At 63.2% G+C, this 14977-nt stretch carries 18 protein-coding genes; 4 read left to right on the forward strand and 14 right to left on the reverse strand.

From position 1 onward, the window contains the following. Positions 1–27: 27 nt before the first annotated feature. The 6 genes from SJY41_RS22135 to SJY41_RS22160 form a co-directional block, all read right to left on the reverse strand. Complete coding sequence (locus SJY41_RS22135) at positions 28–1542, reverse strand: acetyl-CoA hydrolase/transferase family protein (RefSeq protein WP_380784493.1); 1515 nt, start codon at positions 1540–1542, stop codon at positions 28–30. After that, positions 1532–2008 (reverse strand): potassium channel family protein, encoded by a 477-nt coding sequence (locus SJY41_RS22140; protein WP_380784494.1) that lies wholly within the window; start codon positions 2006–2008, stop codon positions 1532–1534. The genes SJY41_RS22135 and SJY41_RS22140 overlap by 11 nt, the downstream gene beginning before the upstream one ends. A 243-nt stretch (positions 2009–2251) precedes the next feature. Continuing rightward, positions 2252–2956 carry an NAD(P)H-dependent oxidoreductase gene (locus SJY41_RS22145; protein WP_380784495.1) on the reverse strand — a complete coding sequence of 235 codons (705 nt, stop codon included), beginning with the start codon at positions 2954–2956 and terminating at the stop codon, positions 2252–2254. Between the two features lie 226 nt (positions 2957–3182). Beyond that, complete coding sequence (locus tag SJY41_RS22150) at positions 3183–4061, reverse strand: hypothetical protein (RefSeq protein WP_380784496.1); 879 nt, start codon at positions 4059–4061, stop codon at positions 3183–3185. Then, positions 4058–5455, reverse strand: coding sequence for a relaxase/mobilization nuclease domain-containing protein (locus SJY41_RS22155; protein WP_380784497.1), 1398 nt, complete (start codon positions 5453–5455; stop codon positions 4058–4060). The genes SJY41_RS22150 and SJY41_RS22155 overlap by 4 nt, the downstream gene beginning before the upstream one ends. A 32-nt stretch (positions 5456–5487) precedes the next feature. Beyond that, complete coding sequence (locus tag SJY41_RS22160; RefSeq protein ID WP_380784498.1) at positions 5488–6069, reverse strand: hypothetical protein; 582 nt, start codon at positions 6067–6069, stop codon at positions 5488–5490. A gap of 290 nt (positions 6070–6359) precedes the next feature. On the opposite strand from SJY41_RS22160, the gene SJY41_RS22165 reads away from it, so the two are divergent. Together SJY41_RS22165 and SJY41_RS22170 are read left to right on the forward strand one after the other, a co-directional pair. Beyond that, positions 6360–6620 (forward strand): hypothetical protein, encoded by a 261-nt coding sequence (locus SJY41_RS22165; RefSeq protein WP_107959486.1) that lies wholly within the window; start codon positions 6360–6362, stop codon positions 6618–6620. A 70-nt stretch (positions 6621–6690) separates the two neighbouring features. Then, on the forward strand, positions 6691–7089 hold the full coding sequence (locus tag SJY41_RS22170) for a VOC family protein (protein WP_380784499.1): 399 nt from the start codon (positions 6691–6693) through the stop codon (positions 7087–7089). A 424-nt stretch (positions 7090–7513) separates the two neighbouring features. Here SJY41_RS22170 and SJY41_RS22175 read toward each other — a convergent pair whose 3' ends face one another. The 4 genes from SJY41_RS22175 to SJY41_RS22190 all read right to left on the reverse strand — a co-directional run bounded on the left by SJY41_RS22175 (position 7514) and on the right by SJY41_RS22190 (position 10340). Further along, on the reverse strand, positions 7514–7879 hold the full coding sequence (locus SJY41_RS22175) for a hypothetical protein (RefSeq protein ID WP_128082145.1): 366 nt from the start codon (positions 7877–7879) through the stop codon (positions 7514–7516). Further along, entirely contained in the window at positions 7876–8562 is a 687-nt protein-coding gene (locus tag SJY41_RS22180) for a ParA family protein (RefSeq protein ID WP_029624110.1), read from the reverse strand. The genes SJY41_RS22175 and SJY41_RS22180 overlap by 4 nt, the downstream gene beginning before the upstream one ends. A gap of 675 nt (positions 8563–9237) precedes the next feature. Further along, a complete protein-coding gene (locus SJY41_RS22185) occupies positions 9238–9384 on the reverse strand; it encodes a hypothetical protein (RefSeq protein ID WP_380784500.1) in 147 nt (48 codons plus the stop codon). 563 nt (positions 9385–9947) lie between these two features. Continuing rightward, a complete protein-coding gene (locus SJY41_RS22190; RefSeq protein ID WP_380784501.1) occupies positions 9948–10340 on the reverse strand; it encodes a DUF3768 domain-containing protein in 393 nt (130 codons plus the stop codon). 247 nt (positions 10341–10587) lie between these two features. Between SJY41_RS22190 and SJY41_RS22195 the strand changes: the two genes are divergently transcribed. Further along, entirely contained in the window at positions 10588–10914 is a 327-nt protein-coding gene (locus tag SJY41_RS22195; protein WP_380784502.1) for a hypothetical protein, read from the forward strand. Between the two features lie 194 nt (positions 10915–11108). Here SJY41_RS22195 and SJY41_RS22200 read toward each other — a convergent pair whose 3' ends face one another. Further along, positions 11109–11273: a hypothetical protein gene (locus SJY41_RS22200; RefSeq protein WP_380784503.1), complete on the reverse strand. Its 165-nt coding sequence runs from the start codon at positions 11271–11273 to the stop codon at positions 11109–11111. 749 nt (positions 11274–12022) lie between these two features. On the opposite strand from SJY41_RS22200, the gene SJY41_RS22205 reads away from it, so the two are divergent. Further along, positions 12023–12223 carry a hypothetical protein gene (locus tag SJY41_RS22205; RefSeq protein ID WP_380784504.1) on the forward strand — a complete coding sequence of 67 codons (201 nt, stop codon included), beginning with the start codon at positions 12023–12025 and terminating at the stop codon, positions 12221–12223. A 94-nt stretch (positions 12224–12317) separates the two neighbouring features. Here the strand turns inward: SJY41_RS22205 and SJY41_RS22210 are convergent, their stop codons facing one another. From SJY41_RS22210 to SJY41_RS22220, 3 genes are all read right to left on the reverse strand, one after another. After that, on the reverse strand, positions 12318–12728 hold the full coding sequence (locus SJY41_RS22210; RefSeq protein WP_131534417.1) for a single-stranded DNA-binding protein: 411 nt from the start codon (positions 12726–12728) through the stop codon (positions 12318–12320). An 815-nt stretch (positions 12729–13543) separates the two neighbouring features. Further along, positions 13544–13699 (reverse strand): hypothetical protein, encoded by a 156-nt coding sequence (locus SJY41_RS22215; protein ID WP_380784505.1) that lies wholly within the window; start codon positions 13697–13699, stop codon positions 13544–13546. A gap of 189 nt (positions 13700–13888) precedes the next feature. After that, on the reverse strand, positions 13889–14848 hold the full coding sequence (locus SJY41_RS22220) for a DUF2493 domain-containing protein (protein ID WP_380784506.1): 960 nt from the start codon (positions 14846–14848) through the stop codon (positions 13889–13891). Positions 14849–14977 lie beyond the last annotated feature (129 nt).

The raw sequence follows: 14977 nt of genomic DNA on the forward strand, positions 1-14977 counted from the left end.
GTTATCGATGGGGGTGGCTTGGTCCCGTCACATCCGCATCGTGCCGGTGTCCATGAAGCGCTGATGCCAGGACAATGCTTCGGACGGTAGCGATGGTGTCTGCTGTCCGTAGGACGAACGGCGTGCACGCCGGTAATAATTCTCGAGTGCCAGCCGGTAGCTCGGGTGCGCACATTTGGCGATGATCAGCTCGGCGCGCTGCTTGGGCGATAGGCCGCGCAGGTCGGCCAGACCCTGCTCCGTCACGATAACCTGAACATCCTGGTTGATGTGATCGACGTGTGACGCCTGCGGCACGATGGCCGATATATTGCCCTCGCGCGCCGTGGAGGGGGTCATGAAGATCGAGACATATGCATTTCGGGCAAAATCGCCTGAGCCGCCGATGCCGTTCTGGATCCGCGACCCCATGATGTGGGTCGAATTGACGTTCCCGTAAATATCGGCCTCGATCAGCCCGTTCATCGCGATGCAGCCCAGCCGGCGGATAAGTTCTGGGTGGTTACTGATCTCCTGCGGGCGGAGGATGAGGCGGTCGTGATAACGGCCAAGATCGGCATTGAGCGCTGCCGCAGCTTCCGGACTGAGCGAAAAGGCCGTTGCCGACGCCATGCGCAGCTTCCCGCAAGCCAGGAGGTCGAGCATGCCGTCCTGGATTACCTCGGTATAGGCCGTCATGTCCTCGAACTCGCTGTCGACAAGCGCGCCCAGCACGGCGTTGGCGATATTGCCGACCCCAGACTGTAGGGGAAGCAACGCTGGCGGGAGCCGGCCGAGACGGACCTCGTGGCGCAGAAACTCGAGGAGATGGCCGGCGATGGCCTTTGCGGCTGCGTCCGGGGCCGCGAACGGCAGGTTGCGATCCGGCGCGGCGGTTTCGACCACAGCAATGACCTTATCTGGGTCGCACCGGAAATACGCGTCGCCGATCCGATCATCGGGACGAACGAGCGGAATAGGGATGCGATGCGGCGGGAGCGCCGTCCCGTAATAGATGTCGTGCATCCCTTCGAGCGCGGGGTTTTGCCAGCTGTTGACCTCGAGGATGATCTTGTCCGCGCGGTCGAGCCAGGTTTTGTTGTTACCGACCGAAGACGACGGGATCAGAGATCCGTCCGCGCGGATCCCGGCGACCTCGATGAGCGCGACGTCGAGCGGGCCGAGAAAGCCCTGCCACGCCATTGGCGCAACCTGACTCAAGTGCATGTCGAAATATTCCATCTCGCCGCGATTGATCTTGTCCCTGGCGATCGGGTCGGAGTTGTAAGGCAGCCGGAACTCGATCCCGTCGGCCTTGGCCAGCGCGCCGTCCAGTTCAGGCCCGGTCGAAGCACCGGTCCAGATTCGCGCCTTAAACGGCCGTCCGGCCGCGTGTTCGCGCTCGATCCTGGCCGCCAGCGCCAACGGCACCGCCTTGGGATAGCCCGAGCCGGTGAAGCCGCTCATGCCGACCGTCATGCCGTTGTCGATCAGTCCGGCCGCATCGTCGGCGGACATGATCTTGGCAGCGAGCCCTGGATGATGGATGCGATCATTTGTCATGAGCCTCGTCCTGTTGGTGATGCACTGGTGCATCTAGTTCGCGCTCGAGAAGCTTCATCCGGTCGACGACCGAGAACAGGAACGCGGTCGACCAGCCGAACAGGAGGATTCCGTTGGCGCCTTCGATCGCGCCGATCAGCCGGCTTTGCAGGGGAAGGACGACATCGCCGTAGCCGATCGTCGCATAGGTCGATGTGGAGAAATAGAGCCCCTGCTCGAACGACGTGAAGACATCCCTTTGCCAGTAGAGGGCCGCGTAGAGCCAGATTTCCGCGCTGTGCAGTGCAGACAGTCCAATCGCAGCGCCGAGGATCGCAATGGCATCTCCGATAGCTTTCCGGCGATGATTGGCGTGTCCGTGATAGCGACGAACCACTACGAGCAGCGCCGACAAGCCGATGAAATGGATCAGCACCGTGGCAAAGACCATTACGGAAGCGATACCCAGCTGGACCAAAACGCTCATAGGCGATCGCCAAGGAGGACCAAGCTGGGAGGATCAGGCCCGTCGAAGGATCTCAATCCTAGGCGCATCGCCACAGGCCCAGCGCCAATGTTATGAGCAAAGTCAGGAGCAAGATTTCCGCGGCTCGTTTACGCGTCAAAGCCTTGGACGATGACGCTGCGGTAGCTATGGGAACTACGGACAGCGGCACAGCATCGACAGCTAAGCGTGCCCGCATCGGTATACCGCCCAAGGCATGCGTCATCACCGCGTAAAGCGGCGCGCGAGCTTGGGGTCCTGAAGAATGGCTTCGTCACCAAATGCGATGTGAGCACAGACACGCTGCGCGTGACCCTCAATCTCCAGGAAATACTGGTGCGCGAAACGCTCGCTGAGCCCCGGCGTGATGTGATCGAAGCGGTGATGCTCCTGCGAGTGCATGCCGAAGGCGTGCATCAAATAGTTGTCGAGGACGCTACGCAGGCCCTGCTCCTGGCCCTGCTCGTTCAGCCAGATGTCGGTCGTCGCCGAGGTGGTGAAGCTGAGCAATCGCTTGTTGCCGAGCAGATCGGTACGAACCTGCTTCTGGATGTCCGCGGGTACAACACCCGAGCCCAGCACACGCTCGATATAGCCCTTCATCATCGCCGGGGGCGAGCCGAACCAGATCGGATAGATCAGGACGAACACGTCACATCCCGCGAGCAGATCGAGCTCTGCTGTCACGTCGGTCGATAGGGCCGGGTGGGCGATCGTCGGCATCTCGTCCGCCTTCAGCACCGGATCGAACCCGATCGCGTAAAGATCGCGAAAGACGACGTCCTGCCCGGCGGTACGGACGGCATCGCAATAGGCCTTCGCGATCCCGTGATTGAAGCTGTGCGCATCGGGATGACACAGAATGACGGCATGCCTCCCGGCATGCGCCACGATTTTCTCCTGTACGCTCATGTCGAGGCCCGATCTCATGCGCAGTCGCTGCCGGGGTCGCGGCAAATCGTAGGCCGCACCCATCCAGCGCGCGCTGCAAGGTACCATTGGCTCTAGGCGCTCCGACGGGTGCGGTTGAGCCTCGGGAACTACGCAGTCCAAGGACGGAGAGACGCTGCCTTCAGTGGGATGCACCGACGAGCACCATTCCATCTGACCGCGTTGAGCGTTGCCGAATGAACAATACCGGTCGCGTGGTATGAGCCTACCGGTGCCGATCGGGCTGCATCCCGACCTCACGGTAATCATCATTCTGTGTATGCCCCTCGGCCGCCGAGGGTCGCTCGCCCGCTGCAAGCCGGTCGCCGAGCATGCGATGGAGGTCAGCGAGTCCGGTCGACAACAGATCATCGGCAAACCCCTCCCCCCGTCGCTCGGCCTGCGCAAACAGGTCGAGCGAGCCAGCAAGCTCGGGGTCGGCGAAGAGCGCTGCGCTCTCGCCCGCCCGCCAAAGCTCGGCAAGTTCGTGAGACCGGATCATGCAAGCCGAGGCCGTCCGATCGCCCGCAACGGTGGTGCTTGGCGGTGCCGGCGGCGCGGCACCCCTGCCCTTGATTTCGGCCCGCGTGAGTGCCGCCAGACGGTAGCGCAGAACCCGGGTTTCCGGGGTATCCGTTGCTGAAGGCAGGTACTGCCAGTTCAGGAGAGCAATAAGCTCCGCTGTGCTGGTGGCCGACGCGGCTTTGCGCCAGTCCGCCAAAGCCCGCTCGTTGGACGACAGATCCGCGGGTTGAGCCAAGACGAAACGCTCGAAGAGTGGATTGCTGGCTACTGCGACAGGCAGCGGTGCCGGGTTACCGTTAGCCGCGGAATGGGCGAAGCCGACGGCCACTGCAATCGTACCGAGCTGCGTCGTCATGATCGCACGATCGTCGATCGATCGTCCAAGGATCATCTCGAGGACTGGCGTCAAATCCGCCACTGCGGCCTGGCTCGCATCGATCGTGTCGAGCCTATGGATGATCTCTCTGTGTGTCGCCTCGATGCGCTGGCCGCTTTCGGTCAGCGCATCGAGTTGCTCCTGCACGAGCGTCAACGCGTCCAGAACGCCTGCCAGAGCAACGCTTACCTGGTCCGTGCTCATCGTTCTGGCCCACCCCTATCCGGCGAACGCGCGCGGTCCAGAGTTGCGCGATCACGATCCAATATCTCGCGAAGGACCTCCTGCGGCTTGCTTGGCGTCGGTGCTGTGGCCTCCCGTTCGGCCTTGTCCATAAGCGAGCGAAGGCGCTCCGATACACCCGAGGGTAGGCGTTCATGCGGCATGTCTTTGGCTCGGTCGGGGCTCTCCCGGAGTGCTTGCTTGGCCTCCAGCTTTCCACGCGTGACGCGAGAACGCTCCAGTGCTGCTGCGATCGAATCGAGCCCGGGGTCCGCAACAGACGGGCGCGTCCGAGCATCGACGATCGCGTCGCGCCTGCGGGACGGTGAAACGGCACGCATCGCCCGGGTGGAGTTGGGCTCGGGCGGCGGCAATGCCGCGACGAACCGCCCGAGGCTCTGTGCCACCACCTGATCGGCGAGGGAGGGCGAAGCCGACAGCTCTGCGACGGATCGCATATAGGTCGCGCGAACGATGGCCTGCCGACTTGCAAGAACGGCCTCGACCGGGTCGGAGATACCCTGGTCGCGGAGGCGCATGGCGCGCTCCGCCCGGCTCCTATCGAGCCGCGGAACCTGCCCCTTGTCGCGCATCTTTTGTACCGCAATGTGCTCATGCGCGGGGTCAATACCGCGCGCCCTGGTCGGCGTGGCGTTGGCCTCGATGCCGCGTTCGCGAAGCTTCTCGGCGAAGCGTTGCCGCCATCGAAACAGATCATCTCGGTCCGGATGAAAGCGGCGCCCGTCAAAGTCGCGACGCGCGATCGTGATGTGAACGTGCGGATGGTCGCGATCGACGTGAAGGCCGGCAACCCACGACCGGTTCGCAAACTCTTCGCGTGCGAAGTCCAGGGCCGCCGCTTTCAAACGCTCCGGATCGGTCCCCGTCGGCATCGAGAGGATCATCGATATGGACGTCGCACCCTTGCGTCTGGCGTCCCCGTCCATCTCGAAGTTGTGCCAATCCTTCGCGAGAATTTGCATGTCCCGTCCGTCGCGCAGCACGATGCCCTCGCTGGTTTCAAGCCCGAGTTCCTCGTCGGGACCATGCCCCAGCCGACTGATATAGGCGAAGTTGGCAAGGACGTGTCCGCCGCCATGCTGACGCCCCGTGATCCGCACCATGACCTCTGGAACGCGACGTGATGTGCGCTCCGCGATCATTATGGCACGGCCGTTCATCCGGGCCTGCGATCCGCCCCCGAAAGCGTGCTTCGCCTGCGCACTGGGACGCGACTTGGCCGGGGAGGATGCGGCGTTCGGGACCATCGACGCGACAGCCAGGCCGAGCATCGTGCCCCCGGTACTCGGGCCCTTTGCACTGCCGCCTCCGGTCCCGAGGCGGTACTTCTTGGGCGGCGCGAAGACGCCCGCCATGGAGTCCATCGTTCCGGAAGAGAAGCGGAAGCTCACGTTCCTGACGCTCGGTAGGTTTCGGTCCAGTACCCGACCTCTGCCCCGATCGAAGCAGAGAGGGCCAGCCGGGTCGTAAACAGCAGCTTCTTTAGTTCCTCACATTTCTCGATAAAGGGACCGGCGATGCGAGCGATGTCGAGCGAGCTTTCGGGCTGGTTCGCGGCGTTCATCGCATGGACCGCTTGATTGATGTTCCGGCCGATCAGAAGCACCTGCTTGCGCAACTTGACGATCTCAGCCTGGGTGGCTGGCGCCAGCCTCAGCACGCCCGCCTTGTCCCAAAGCTGCCAGCGAAGCGTGCGTTTGATCCATTCGTTTCGCGTCATCTTCATCGGCGCCGCTACGGTGTCGATGCCTTCGACCTCGCTCCGGTCGAGCCGGACGGTGACGCGAACGAGGTCGTCGGGATGCCCCCTGCCCTGAATTGGCAGCACCGGGATGTCATCGTTCTCCGGAGCCAGCACGGCGTTGGCCAGCACGCTTGCCATCCAGCTGCTGCGGTTCTGCCCGTTCGCTGTGGCAACGCGGTCGATCTCGGCGACCAACTCCTCTTTCAACCGCAGGCCTACATTCATCGCAAAAGCCCCGTGCAGCGGCGCCCCACAAGCCAATGTTAAACATTGGTGCCGTGAGGCATATCCTGCCATCCCTAGTAATTGCCTATCCTCATGAAACAACGATCTTTTTGGAGCTAAATCACTACAAGCGCGGAGGTGAAAAGAGATTGACTGTGCGCTTGCGACAAGTAGCTTTCGGTCTTGTGGTCCCGGCGCAAGGCGTTTGCACCATTAGGCACGGCTAACTGCTATTTTCTGGATTGCCCGCAACCTCCTAAGTTGTTCTCTATTGAAACCGGATTCAAAGAATGGCCCGAACAAGAAACGCCGTCGATCTCGCAACAATCGAGGCTCGGCGGGAAGCTCTAAAAGCGGAACTTGCTCATCTGGACGAACAGGCAAAGGCGGCGGAGCAGACGGCTCGAGACGCTGGTCGTCCCGTTCTCACCGCAGCGCTCGAGCGGGTTAAAATTGCAGCGATCGACAAAGCGGATGCCCGGGCAATCGCGACGGCTATCTCGAAACACGGCGGCAAAGCGGTGGCAAGCCAGCTTGCGTCGCTAGGCTAGGCTTCCCGATCCACCATCAAGACGAGAAGCCGGCGTTGGCTTGGCGTCCAGGTTAGGGCAGCCTCATCGGATGCCTCAACGCTTGAACCTGACCGCTCTCCTTGTCGACGAATATGACACCGCGCTCTCCTTCTTCGTTCAGAAGCTTGGCTTCGAACTGCGTGAAGATATCACGCTGACTGATGACAAGCGGTGGGTGGTGGTCGCGCCGCATGGTGCGGCGAACGGACTGTTACAAGCGCGAGCGGTTGGCGACCGGCAACGTGAGGCGATCGGCGATCAAAGCGGCGGTCGCGTTTTCCTGTTTCTCGAAACAGACGACTTTGCCCGTGACCACCTCGCTTACACGCAGCGGGGCATCCGTTTTGTCGAAGTGCCTCGCCATGAACCATATGGCACGGTGGCGGTCTTCGAGGACCTCTACGGAAACCGATGGGATTTGATCGAACCTAGCGTGGGCAAGGGATGACCTTCGATCCACCATTCTATGCGGTAGGTTCATTGGCCGGGATCGAACGCAGCGGTTCTCCAATCTTGGCAGCCACGGCCTGTCTGGGTGTTGCGCCGACGGAGGCTGACCGCCGGCGCTCGCTTCAGCGCGGCCGAGCAGGATACCCGAAAGCAGATTGACGGCGCCAGATCAGGCTGCCCCCTTCCCTGCCGGCCCACCACAGATTGCGTCGGGTTAGTGGCCGGCAATCGTTCGTGCGCCACTGCACGCTGGCGCCGCTCGTATCGTCCTGCGGGCGCCGTCGCGGTCCCGCCAAGCGAGGTATCACGCCCTGTCCATTCGATCGTGGGGCCACCTTTAACGAGTTTCTGCGGCGCGCGGGCGGTCAACCAGGATTGCGTTGCGTCGCCGCACTAACGGCCATGCAAGCCCACTGCCCTACCTATGGAGCAGCCCCGCCAATCTCGCGCTCGTAGAGCAGGAGCGTCGCGTCTGCGACGACGTCGGCGAGCACGCGCTTGCGTGCCGGGTCCGCGTCGCGAAGAGCATAGAGTCTCGCAGCGGTCTCGGGATCTACCCTCACGTTGATCGCAATATTGCGATTGCCGGTTACGCGTGGCGGACGTTGGAATGTCCCAGCTTGGGGACGCTCTTGAGGCACGGGCGCCGCTACAGGCGGGGCCGCTACAGCCGGAACAGCGGGACGCGACGGAAAGCCGGCTCCGTCGCTGATCTCGCGTAGCTTGGCTGGATCCTTGTTCGGGGGCGTGTCATCGAACTCCGAGAGATCGAGCCTGGACCGGGTCATGCTGCCTCCTTCACGGTACGCGCCTTACGCAGCCTCGCGATCACTGCCGCCGCATAGGCCTCGGCGTTCTCGAGCGCTGCCTTCATGTTACCGACGCCTTTGTCGTTGATGGTGCGAAGCGTTCCACCAGCGGCGAACATCGCGCGATAGGCCTCGCGATTGTAGATCATGACCGGAAGGACTGGAATTTCAGCATCGTTGAACTGCTCCGCGATGTCCTTCTGATTGTTCGAGCGCAGCGCCGGCGGGATTTGGCTGAACAGGATCGCATAATCGATCTCTGTCCTGGTGCCGCGCGCCGTCTGTTTGACGAGCTTGATAGCGCGGGCGGCTTGGGTGGCATCCAGATGCGACCCCTTGCAAGGAATGATCACCAGATCGCTTTGCGCGATTGCGAACGTGACGGTCGCGGTCGCCGCGCCTTCGAGGTCGACCAGCGTGAAGCGCGCTTCCGACGCGCCCCTCTCGATCTCGTCGATGATCGCGTTTTCATCGCGGCACCCAACGACAGTGATGGCATCTGGACGTCCCGGTAGCTGCCCCCACTCAACCAGCGGAAGGTTCGGGTCAGCATCGATAAGGCGCACGGTGCCCCCCGCGTCAGCGAGTTCTCCGGCAAGCAGAAGTGTTGCGGTGGTTTTGCCCACCCCGCCTTTCGGGGACACGAAGCTAATGACTGGCATGCTGCTCTCCGCTTGCGGCCTGGTTGCTACCAAGTAGCAGCCAACACTCAAGCGCCACCATAAGCCACGTTGGTAGCTAACGTCTAGCTGCCTTGACGCGATCGCGACGCGATCTAATCGCAACCGACATGGTAGTTTGTAGCGAGGTAATTGCGGCAATGATGCGCTTTGCGGGCTATCGGGTTGCTGCCCTCTCGCAACTTGCACGCACGCTAGTTGGTAGCAGGTTGCGAGCGGGGTAAACCGGCAACGTGGTTTGACCCGAACGGAGACCATATTCCCCTCGCGTACAATGGCATACTGAAAATGACGGGCTTCCAACAGCGTGCTGCCGGATTGCTGCCTGGTTGCTACCAACTAGCGATGCGTTAGGTCCAAACGTTCCTGCGACTTCGCTCAAAGGCGACCCGCCAGGCCGTATCGAACTGCCCGCCGAAAAACCAACCAGCCCCGAAAGGCGCCGCATCCAAGAAACTCCACGCCTAAGCATAGCGGCCGCCGCCTCAGAACCGCGGAAAAACGGACGAAGCGCGGCATCGGCGTCATCCGGCGTCGATGTGGCGAGGACGGCCGTCCGAAATCCGCGGCTGGCGCCTTGCTAACCCCACGGGAGCCAACGAAAATAGCGCGGCGTGTCTTTGGATCGAGGGGCTGCCGAAGCAGCCCCGTTAATGATCATTCCTCCCAGAGCGGTTTGAGCTTGCGGGTCCGCTTGCCTGCGGGCCGGGGTGCCGGCGCGGGTATCCCGTGCGCTGCGATCTCTGCCTGGATGCTTGCGAGTTCCGCGAGCCATGCCTGGGTGCGTGCGGTTTGGACGTGCATGTAAACCTCCGTCTGTTCGTTGAGACGGATGCGGGCTGACGATCGGGTGGGGTCAGGGTCACAGGACCGCGCAGCGGCCGTGCAAGCGGGGCGGGGGGGTGCCGATTTTGTCGTGGTCGAAGCGCAGCGGAGGCCGCGTCAAAATTGGGGGAACCGCGCATCCTTGACGCTGGCTCCGCCCGGTCGTCACGATGGACAGAGTCGACGACAGAGCCTTTCCGACGTTGGTAGGGCAGGGGAGGCGCCGACCCACGCGACGGTCTTCCCTCCCACCGCGCGCCAGTCACCCTTCCCGGACAACCGTCGATGTCGAGATAGCGACCGTCAGCTGGTCTCAATCAAAATCTGCGGCAAGTCGCGGGCATTTAAGCACTCGATCTCATCGGAAAGAATGCCGCCATCACGACGACCGCTGCCACGAGCGAAGCGATCTAAGACCCCGGTCGCTCCCGCACGGCCGTGCTGATCGCCGACCGTCGTGTGGGGAAGGGGGGCTCGAAATTCATGATCTCATCCTTTCCGCAGCAGGGGGAACCCCGGCGCCATCGCGCCGGGGCGGCGCGTCATCGTTCGTCGACGCGCATGATCGTCAGGACGCGCGTGGTTTTGAAGGGATCGGCCGGATCTTCCGAGCCCGCACTCAGGTCGTGATTGTAATAGTCGATCTTCCAGTAGCAATCGGTGCCCTCGAACAGAAACCGGCCCAGGTCGTGCTCGCCGTAGGGGTCGATTGCGTCGTCGAAGGCATCGAAGTCGCGAACCGCGCGGAGCAGCTCCGCCCGCTTGCGGAAATTTCGGAAGAGGCTGACGTCGCCGATCAGGTCTGCGATCCCGCTGGTCATCACGACCCGGTTGTTGCCAGGGGCGGTGAGATGCTGCCGCAGCCAGTCGTTGAGGCGGGCGATCTCCGCTGCGCCACCCTTGGCGCGGTCTGATTGAGGCGTTTGCTTGGCCATGATGGTCTCCTGCCAATGACCCCGACGATCGGGGCCTTTCGACAGGCGACAGGACGGCCGGGGCATAGGTCGCTCGAGCACCCGTAGGGTCGCAACGGAGTGGAGAAGCCCGCTTGCGGGCTTGCGCGGGGGGGCGCCCCGGCCAGGACGTAGGAGCCCGAAATGCCGCGGGGATCGGCGACAGGAAGAGACTTCAGGTTCAGGCTGATGCTGGACGACCACGCCGATCGGGGCGTATCGTTCGACCATGGAAACGGCTGCCAACATCGTTGCCCTATGGCCCCGCTGGATGGACAGCGCTGGCGATATGCTCCGGATGAAGGCGTTGGTCCGGACCCGGTGCTGCAAATGCGGGACGCTGATGCGGGCCGAGCTGGAAGACATCGTGGCACGCCACGGCGCCGATTATTCGCTGGTCGACAAGCTGGAGCGCTGTCGGATGGTCGAGTGCGAAGGGTCTACCTTCTATCTGGCGTCGCGAACCTATGGCCGCGAATGGGTGACGCTCCTGCGCGACCCGCGGCTGATGAAGATGTTCGAGGAACTGCCGCCTGTCCGGACGGCGTGGAGCTGATTGCCCGCCTCCGGAAGAGATACCGTCTGAATTTGGATCCCGCACCCAAGCGGTGGATAGAAAGAAGCAGATGCCCTTCGTCTCGCGGCGCTGCCGTGCTTGCGCAGCGGCGGCGGGGCGGGCTCGATGTCCGCTCCGCCGCCTTCACGGCTGAAGCGCGGGGAGGGGAGGGGGGCCTGAGCCCCCCGAACGTCTCAGGCGAAAGGGTCGTATTCGTTGACGATCGTGAGCGAGCTGTCGTGATCTTCGGCGGTGATGACGGCGTACCCTGTGCCGACGGCGATGACCATGGTTGCCACCATCAAGGTTCTTGCAAGGCCCATGGCGTTTTTGCGGGCGATCCAGATATCGTTGAACATGTCCGAGGCTCCTGTGAAGCCGGCGGGGTTCATCCCCGCTCGACAGGCGCCCGACAGGACGGGGAAGGGCCGCGATCACTTTTTTCGCTTGCGAAAAAAGCCGTAGCGAAGCGCCCGGACCCCTTGCGGGTTGATCGTACAAGGCCCTGAGCCGGCCCAAGGATTGCGCCTCAAGAGCGGGGTGAAGCCCGCCTGCAGGGAACGTCGTGCTCAGCGTTGGTTTGCCGGTAACGCGCCCCCGCGCAGGCGAGGTGGACGTCTGGCCATTCCGTTCCCTCTCTGCGTCCCGATCCCGATGGAGAGAGTGAGCTGGGCGGCGGTGCGGCCTCGGCTCGGCCGGATGGAAGGGAGTTGCCGCTTTTCGGAAAGACGTTTCCGCGCTGCGCGTCCGGCAGTCGATCGTCACCCGAACGGGCCGAGACCGGCTACGGGCTCGGTGGAGCGAAGCGGAATAGAGCGACGGTCCCGGCTTCGCCGGGAGACACCAACTCGTCTCGAGACACCAACACAGGCTACCTGGCTTCATGATAAGGCTTTAGACTGCATGGCGATTCCTACCGCCCCCTATGCATTGGTAGTCGACGACGATCCGCTCATTCTCAGGCATGCGTGCGACATTCCGGGGGGGCGGGTTTTCGCTTTCACGAAGCGGGTACGGGTGAAGAGGCCAAGACCTTCTGGGCGATCATACCGATGGTGTGACGCTCCTGTTTTCAGACGTGGCGATGCCCGGCGACAGCGACGGGTGCGTGCTAACCCATTACTTTGCCGAGCATTGGCCCTGGATCGAGATCGTGATCGCAAGCGGCAACGTGACGCCATGTCCGGGGGACATGCCCGGCAAAGCGACGTTCATCGGCAAGCCTTTCGACGATCGCATGCTCCAGCAACGTCTCACGGAGACGCTGCCGGACAACAAGCAACTCGAGCAGCTCAAGCACGCGGCTTAGCTGTGTCTTCGTGAACTTGTGACCTTGCGGTCCTGATTGCCGGTGAACGCGAGAAGAGGCCCGGAGCGCCAGCTCCGGGCCCGTACTGCCTCCCTCAGAAGGGTACGTCATCCGCCTCATCGTCCTGCGCGGCGCCTTGGCGTTCCTGGCGGTTCTTGCCGTAGGAGAGGAAGGTCACTTCGTCGGCGATGATCTCGACACCGTAGCGCTCGATGTTCTGATCGTCGGTCCAGCGGGTGTAGTGGATGCGGCCCCGGACCATGACCTTCTGGCCCTTCTCGACATACTGCGCGACGGTCTTGCCGACGCCGTTGAAGCAGGTGATCCGGTGCCATTCGGTGTCCTCGACCCGGCGACCTTCGCCATCCTTCATGGTCTTGCCGTCCTGGTCGCGCTTGGGGCGCGAGGTGGCGAGGGAGAAGTTGGTGATCTTGGTGCCGCCCTGGGTGGTGCGGACTTCAGGCGTGGCGCCGACGTTGCCGGCGAGGATGACGAGGTTCTGCATTTCGAGGTTCCTTTTTTGCTCGCCGGGGGGACCGTCCCCTCGACTGAACACCAAAAAAGACGGCCAGGACGCCCTCTCCACCGGAAGCGCGAAGACGCGCAGGGGAACCCCGATCGAAGGGGTGGTGCGGGCAGCCGTGGCACACGGCAACTCGGCCCGAACGATCGCGGGTTGGAGGGGGTGGACGGCCGGATTAGGTCGTTCAGGAAAGAGAGGGGATGGACCCCCACCGGCGGACAACGGACATGGAACCGTGAAGCAGGACGCCCTTGTCGCGTCGCTCGTCCGGCAGTGCCACTGTGCCTTGATCCCGCTATCCGGGCGGACCTGACACCCTCCCTCGGTGGTGCTCGCGCCCTGCGCCGGTGTCTGTCGTGAAGGATGATGGTTGCGGCGTGGACCTTGGTGCCGTCTTTCGCCGTCACGGCGCGCGCGCGTCGTGCGTGTCGAGATGACGATGGGGTGTTCGTGCTGCGCAACGCCCCGCCCGGACGGCAGGAACCGGACGCGGCTGTCGTGATTCCGGCAGCGCATCCCCCCTGGCATAGAGCGGCGAAGCCGGCGCAGAGACCAACGCGGTGAGGTGGCGTGTGGCCTGAACGAGAGGCACACGGCGCGGGGCAGACTCCGGCCTCGCCCCACGGAACCGCTCCGCGTCGGAATCGCGATGCGGGCACGGTAAGCCCCCGTCAGTCGATCGTCACCCGAATGGGCCAAGACCGGCTAAGGGGCTCGGTGAAGCGAAGCGGAATAGCGCGCTGGTCGCGACACTATTGGCCCCGAACCTTCGCGAGCTTGCTCTTAGAAACCAGTCATCACCGCTCGGCTGTTCGCCCTGGGAAGCCTGCACGACCGATCATGTCCTCGACAGCGCGATCCGCGTCCTCACCATTCAGGCGGGGGCCGGAGCCGGCGACGGTGACGAAAAGCCTCTTGCCGCTCGCGAGAAGAGCGCTGAGGTTGTCCGTCATGACGCCGTGGTAGGTGTCGCCGTCAGCCGAAGCGCGAAACGCGAAACGCGAAACGCGAAACGCGAAGCACCAGCAATGCGCAGCCGTCTGTAACGGATTGGGCGAGGCATCGATTTACTTCTCTATGGGGTGGAAGTGAGTGGATTTCTGCGGGGAGGCTGCTGGCTTTGCTCGCGGCCGAGCCGAAGCTCAGGCGACCTCTCGGTCGCGCTGAGCGTTCTGAGCTGCGGGAGGGGTTCCGAGCGGACCGCGACGATCGACCACGCGGATGCCGGCCTTCTTGGCGTCGATCACCAGACGTTCGGTCACGCCGTTGCCCTGGAAGGCAATGACGTAGCGGGGCTTCAGCGAGAGCATCTGTTCGTTGCGACGGAAGCCGGCACGATCACCCAGCTTGCGATCGAGACCGAAGCGGACTTGTTGGATACCGTTTTGCTCGGCCCACGACGCCGCGATGCGCTCGATCCCCTTCATGTCGCCGCCATGGACGAGATACATGTCGCCGACACGCTCCCGAACCGCACCCAGGGTACGCAGCAGATTGTCGCCAAACGCCTTCATATCCTCATCGGTCCGGAAGGTCAGCCGTCCCCCGGCAAACACTACGGGCGTGCCCTGTGCAGTGTTGGCGTCGCGGACCCGCTCGCGCCGAGCCTGCAGGAAGGCGCGTCCGTCAACGATTGCCGACGTAACACCGAGCGAAATGCGGTTGCCGGTCGACGGGATCCAGGAACGGCCGGTCTCGCGGATATAGTGTGCCGCTGCAGTATCGCGCATGTGCTCGTAGCAGGTGGCGGCTTCCTCGATCTTCTTGGCAAGGTCGATCTTGTCCTCGAGGTTGGCGGTGTTGATCTCCGAACCGTCCTGCTCGGCAATCAGCAGCCTGATCTCATCGGTGAGGCGGTCGATGGTCGCGTGCTTCTTGGCCGCGGCCCGGTGGAAGAGGTTGACCAAGCCCCAGCCCATCTCCTCGATGTCGCGCTCGAGCGAGGTGTTCTGGAGGGTTGCGAACAGGTCGCTCCAGATTGCGGTGGTGGTCTGCTCCAGCGCCTCAGTCGAGGGTGGGCACATGCCCGAGACGTCTTCGGCGCGGGGTTCGAGGTGTCCAAGCTCCAGTGCGGCAAGTGCGGCAGCAAGCGAAGTGGTCATAGCGTATAGCCCTTCATCTGATCGAGGCCGGCGGCCTATCCGCCGGATGCGCACCTCCTGGGCGGCCGAATGAGAGGCCCCCGCACCGCAGCGTAAGCGGAGGGAAACCACAAAAACCGGGGTGGAGCG

The sequence above is a fragment of the Sphingomonas sp. R86520 genome (assembly GCF_042466285.1).
In the GTDB taxonomy this organism is placed as follows: domain Bacteria; phylum Pseudomonadota; class Alphaproteobacteria; order Sphingomonadales; family Sphingomonadaceae; genus Sphingomonas.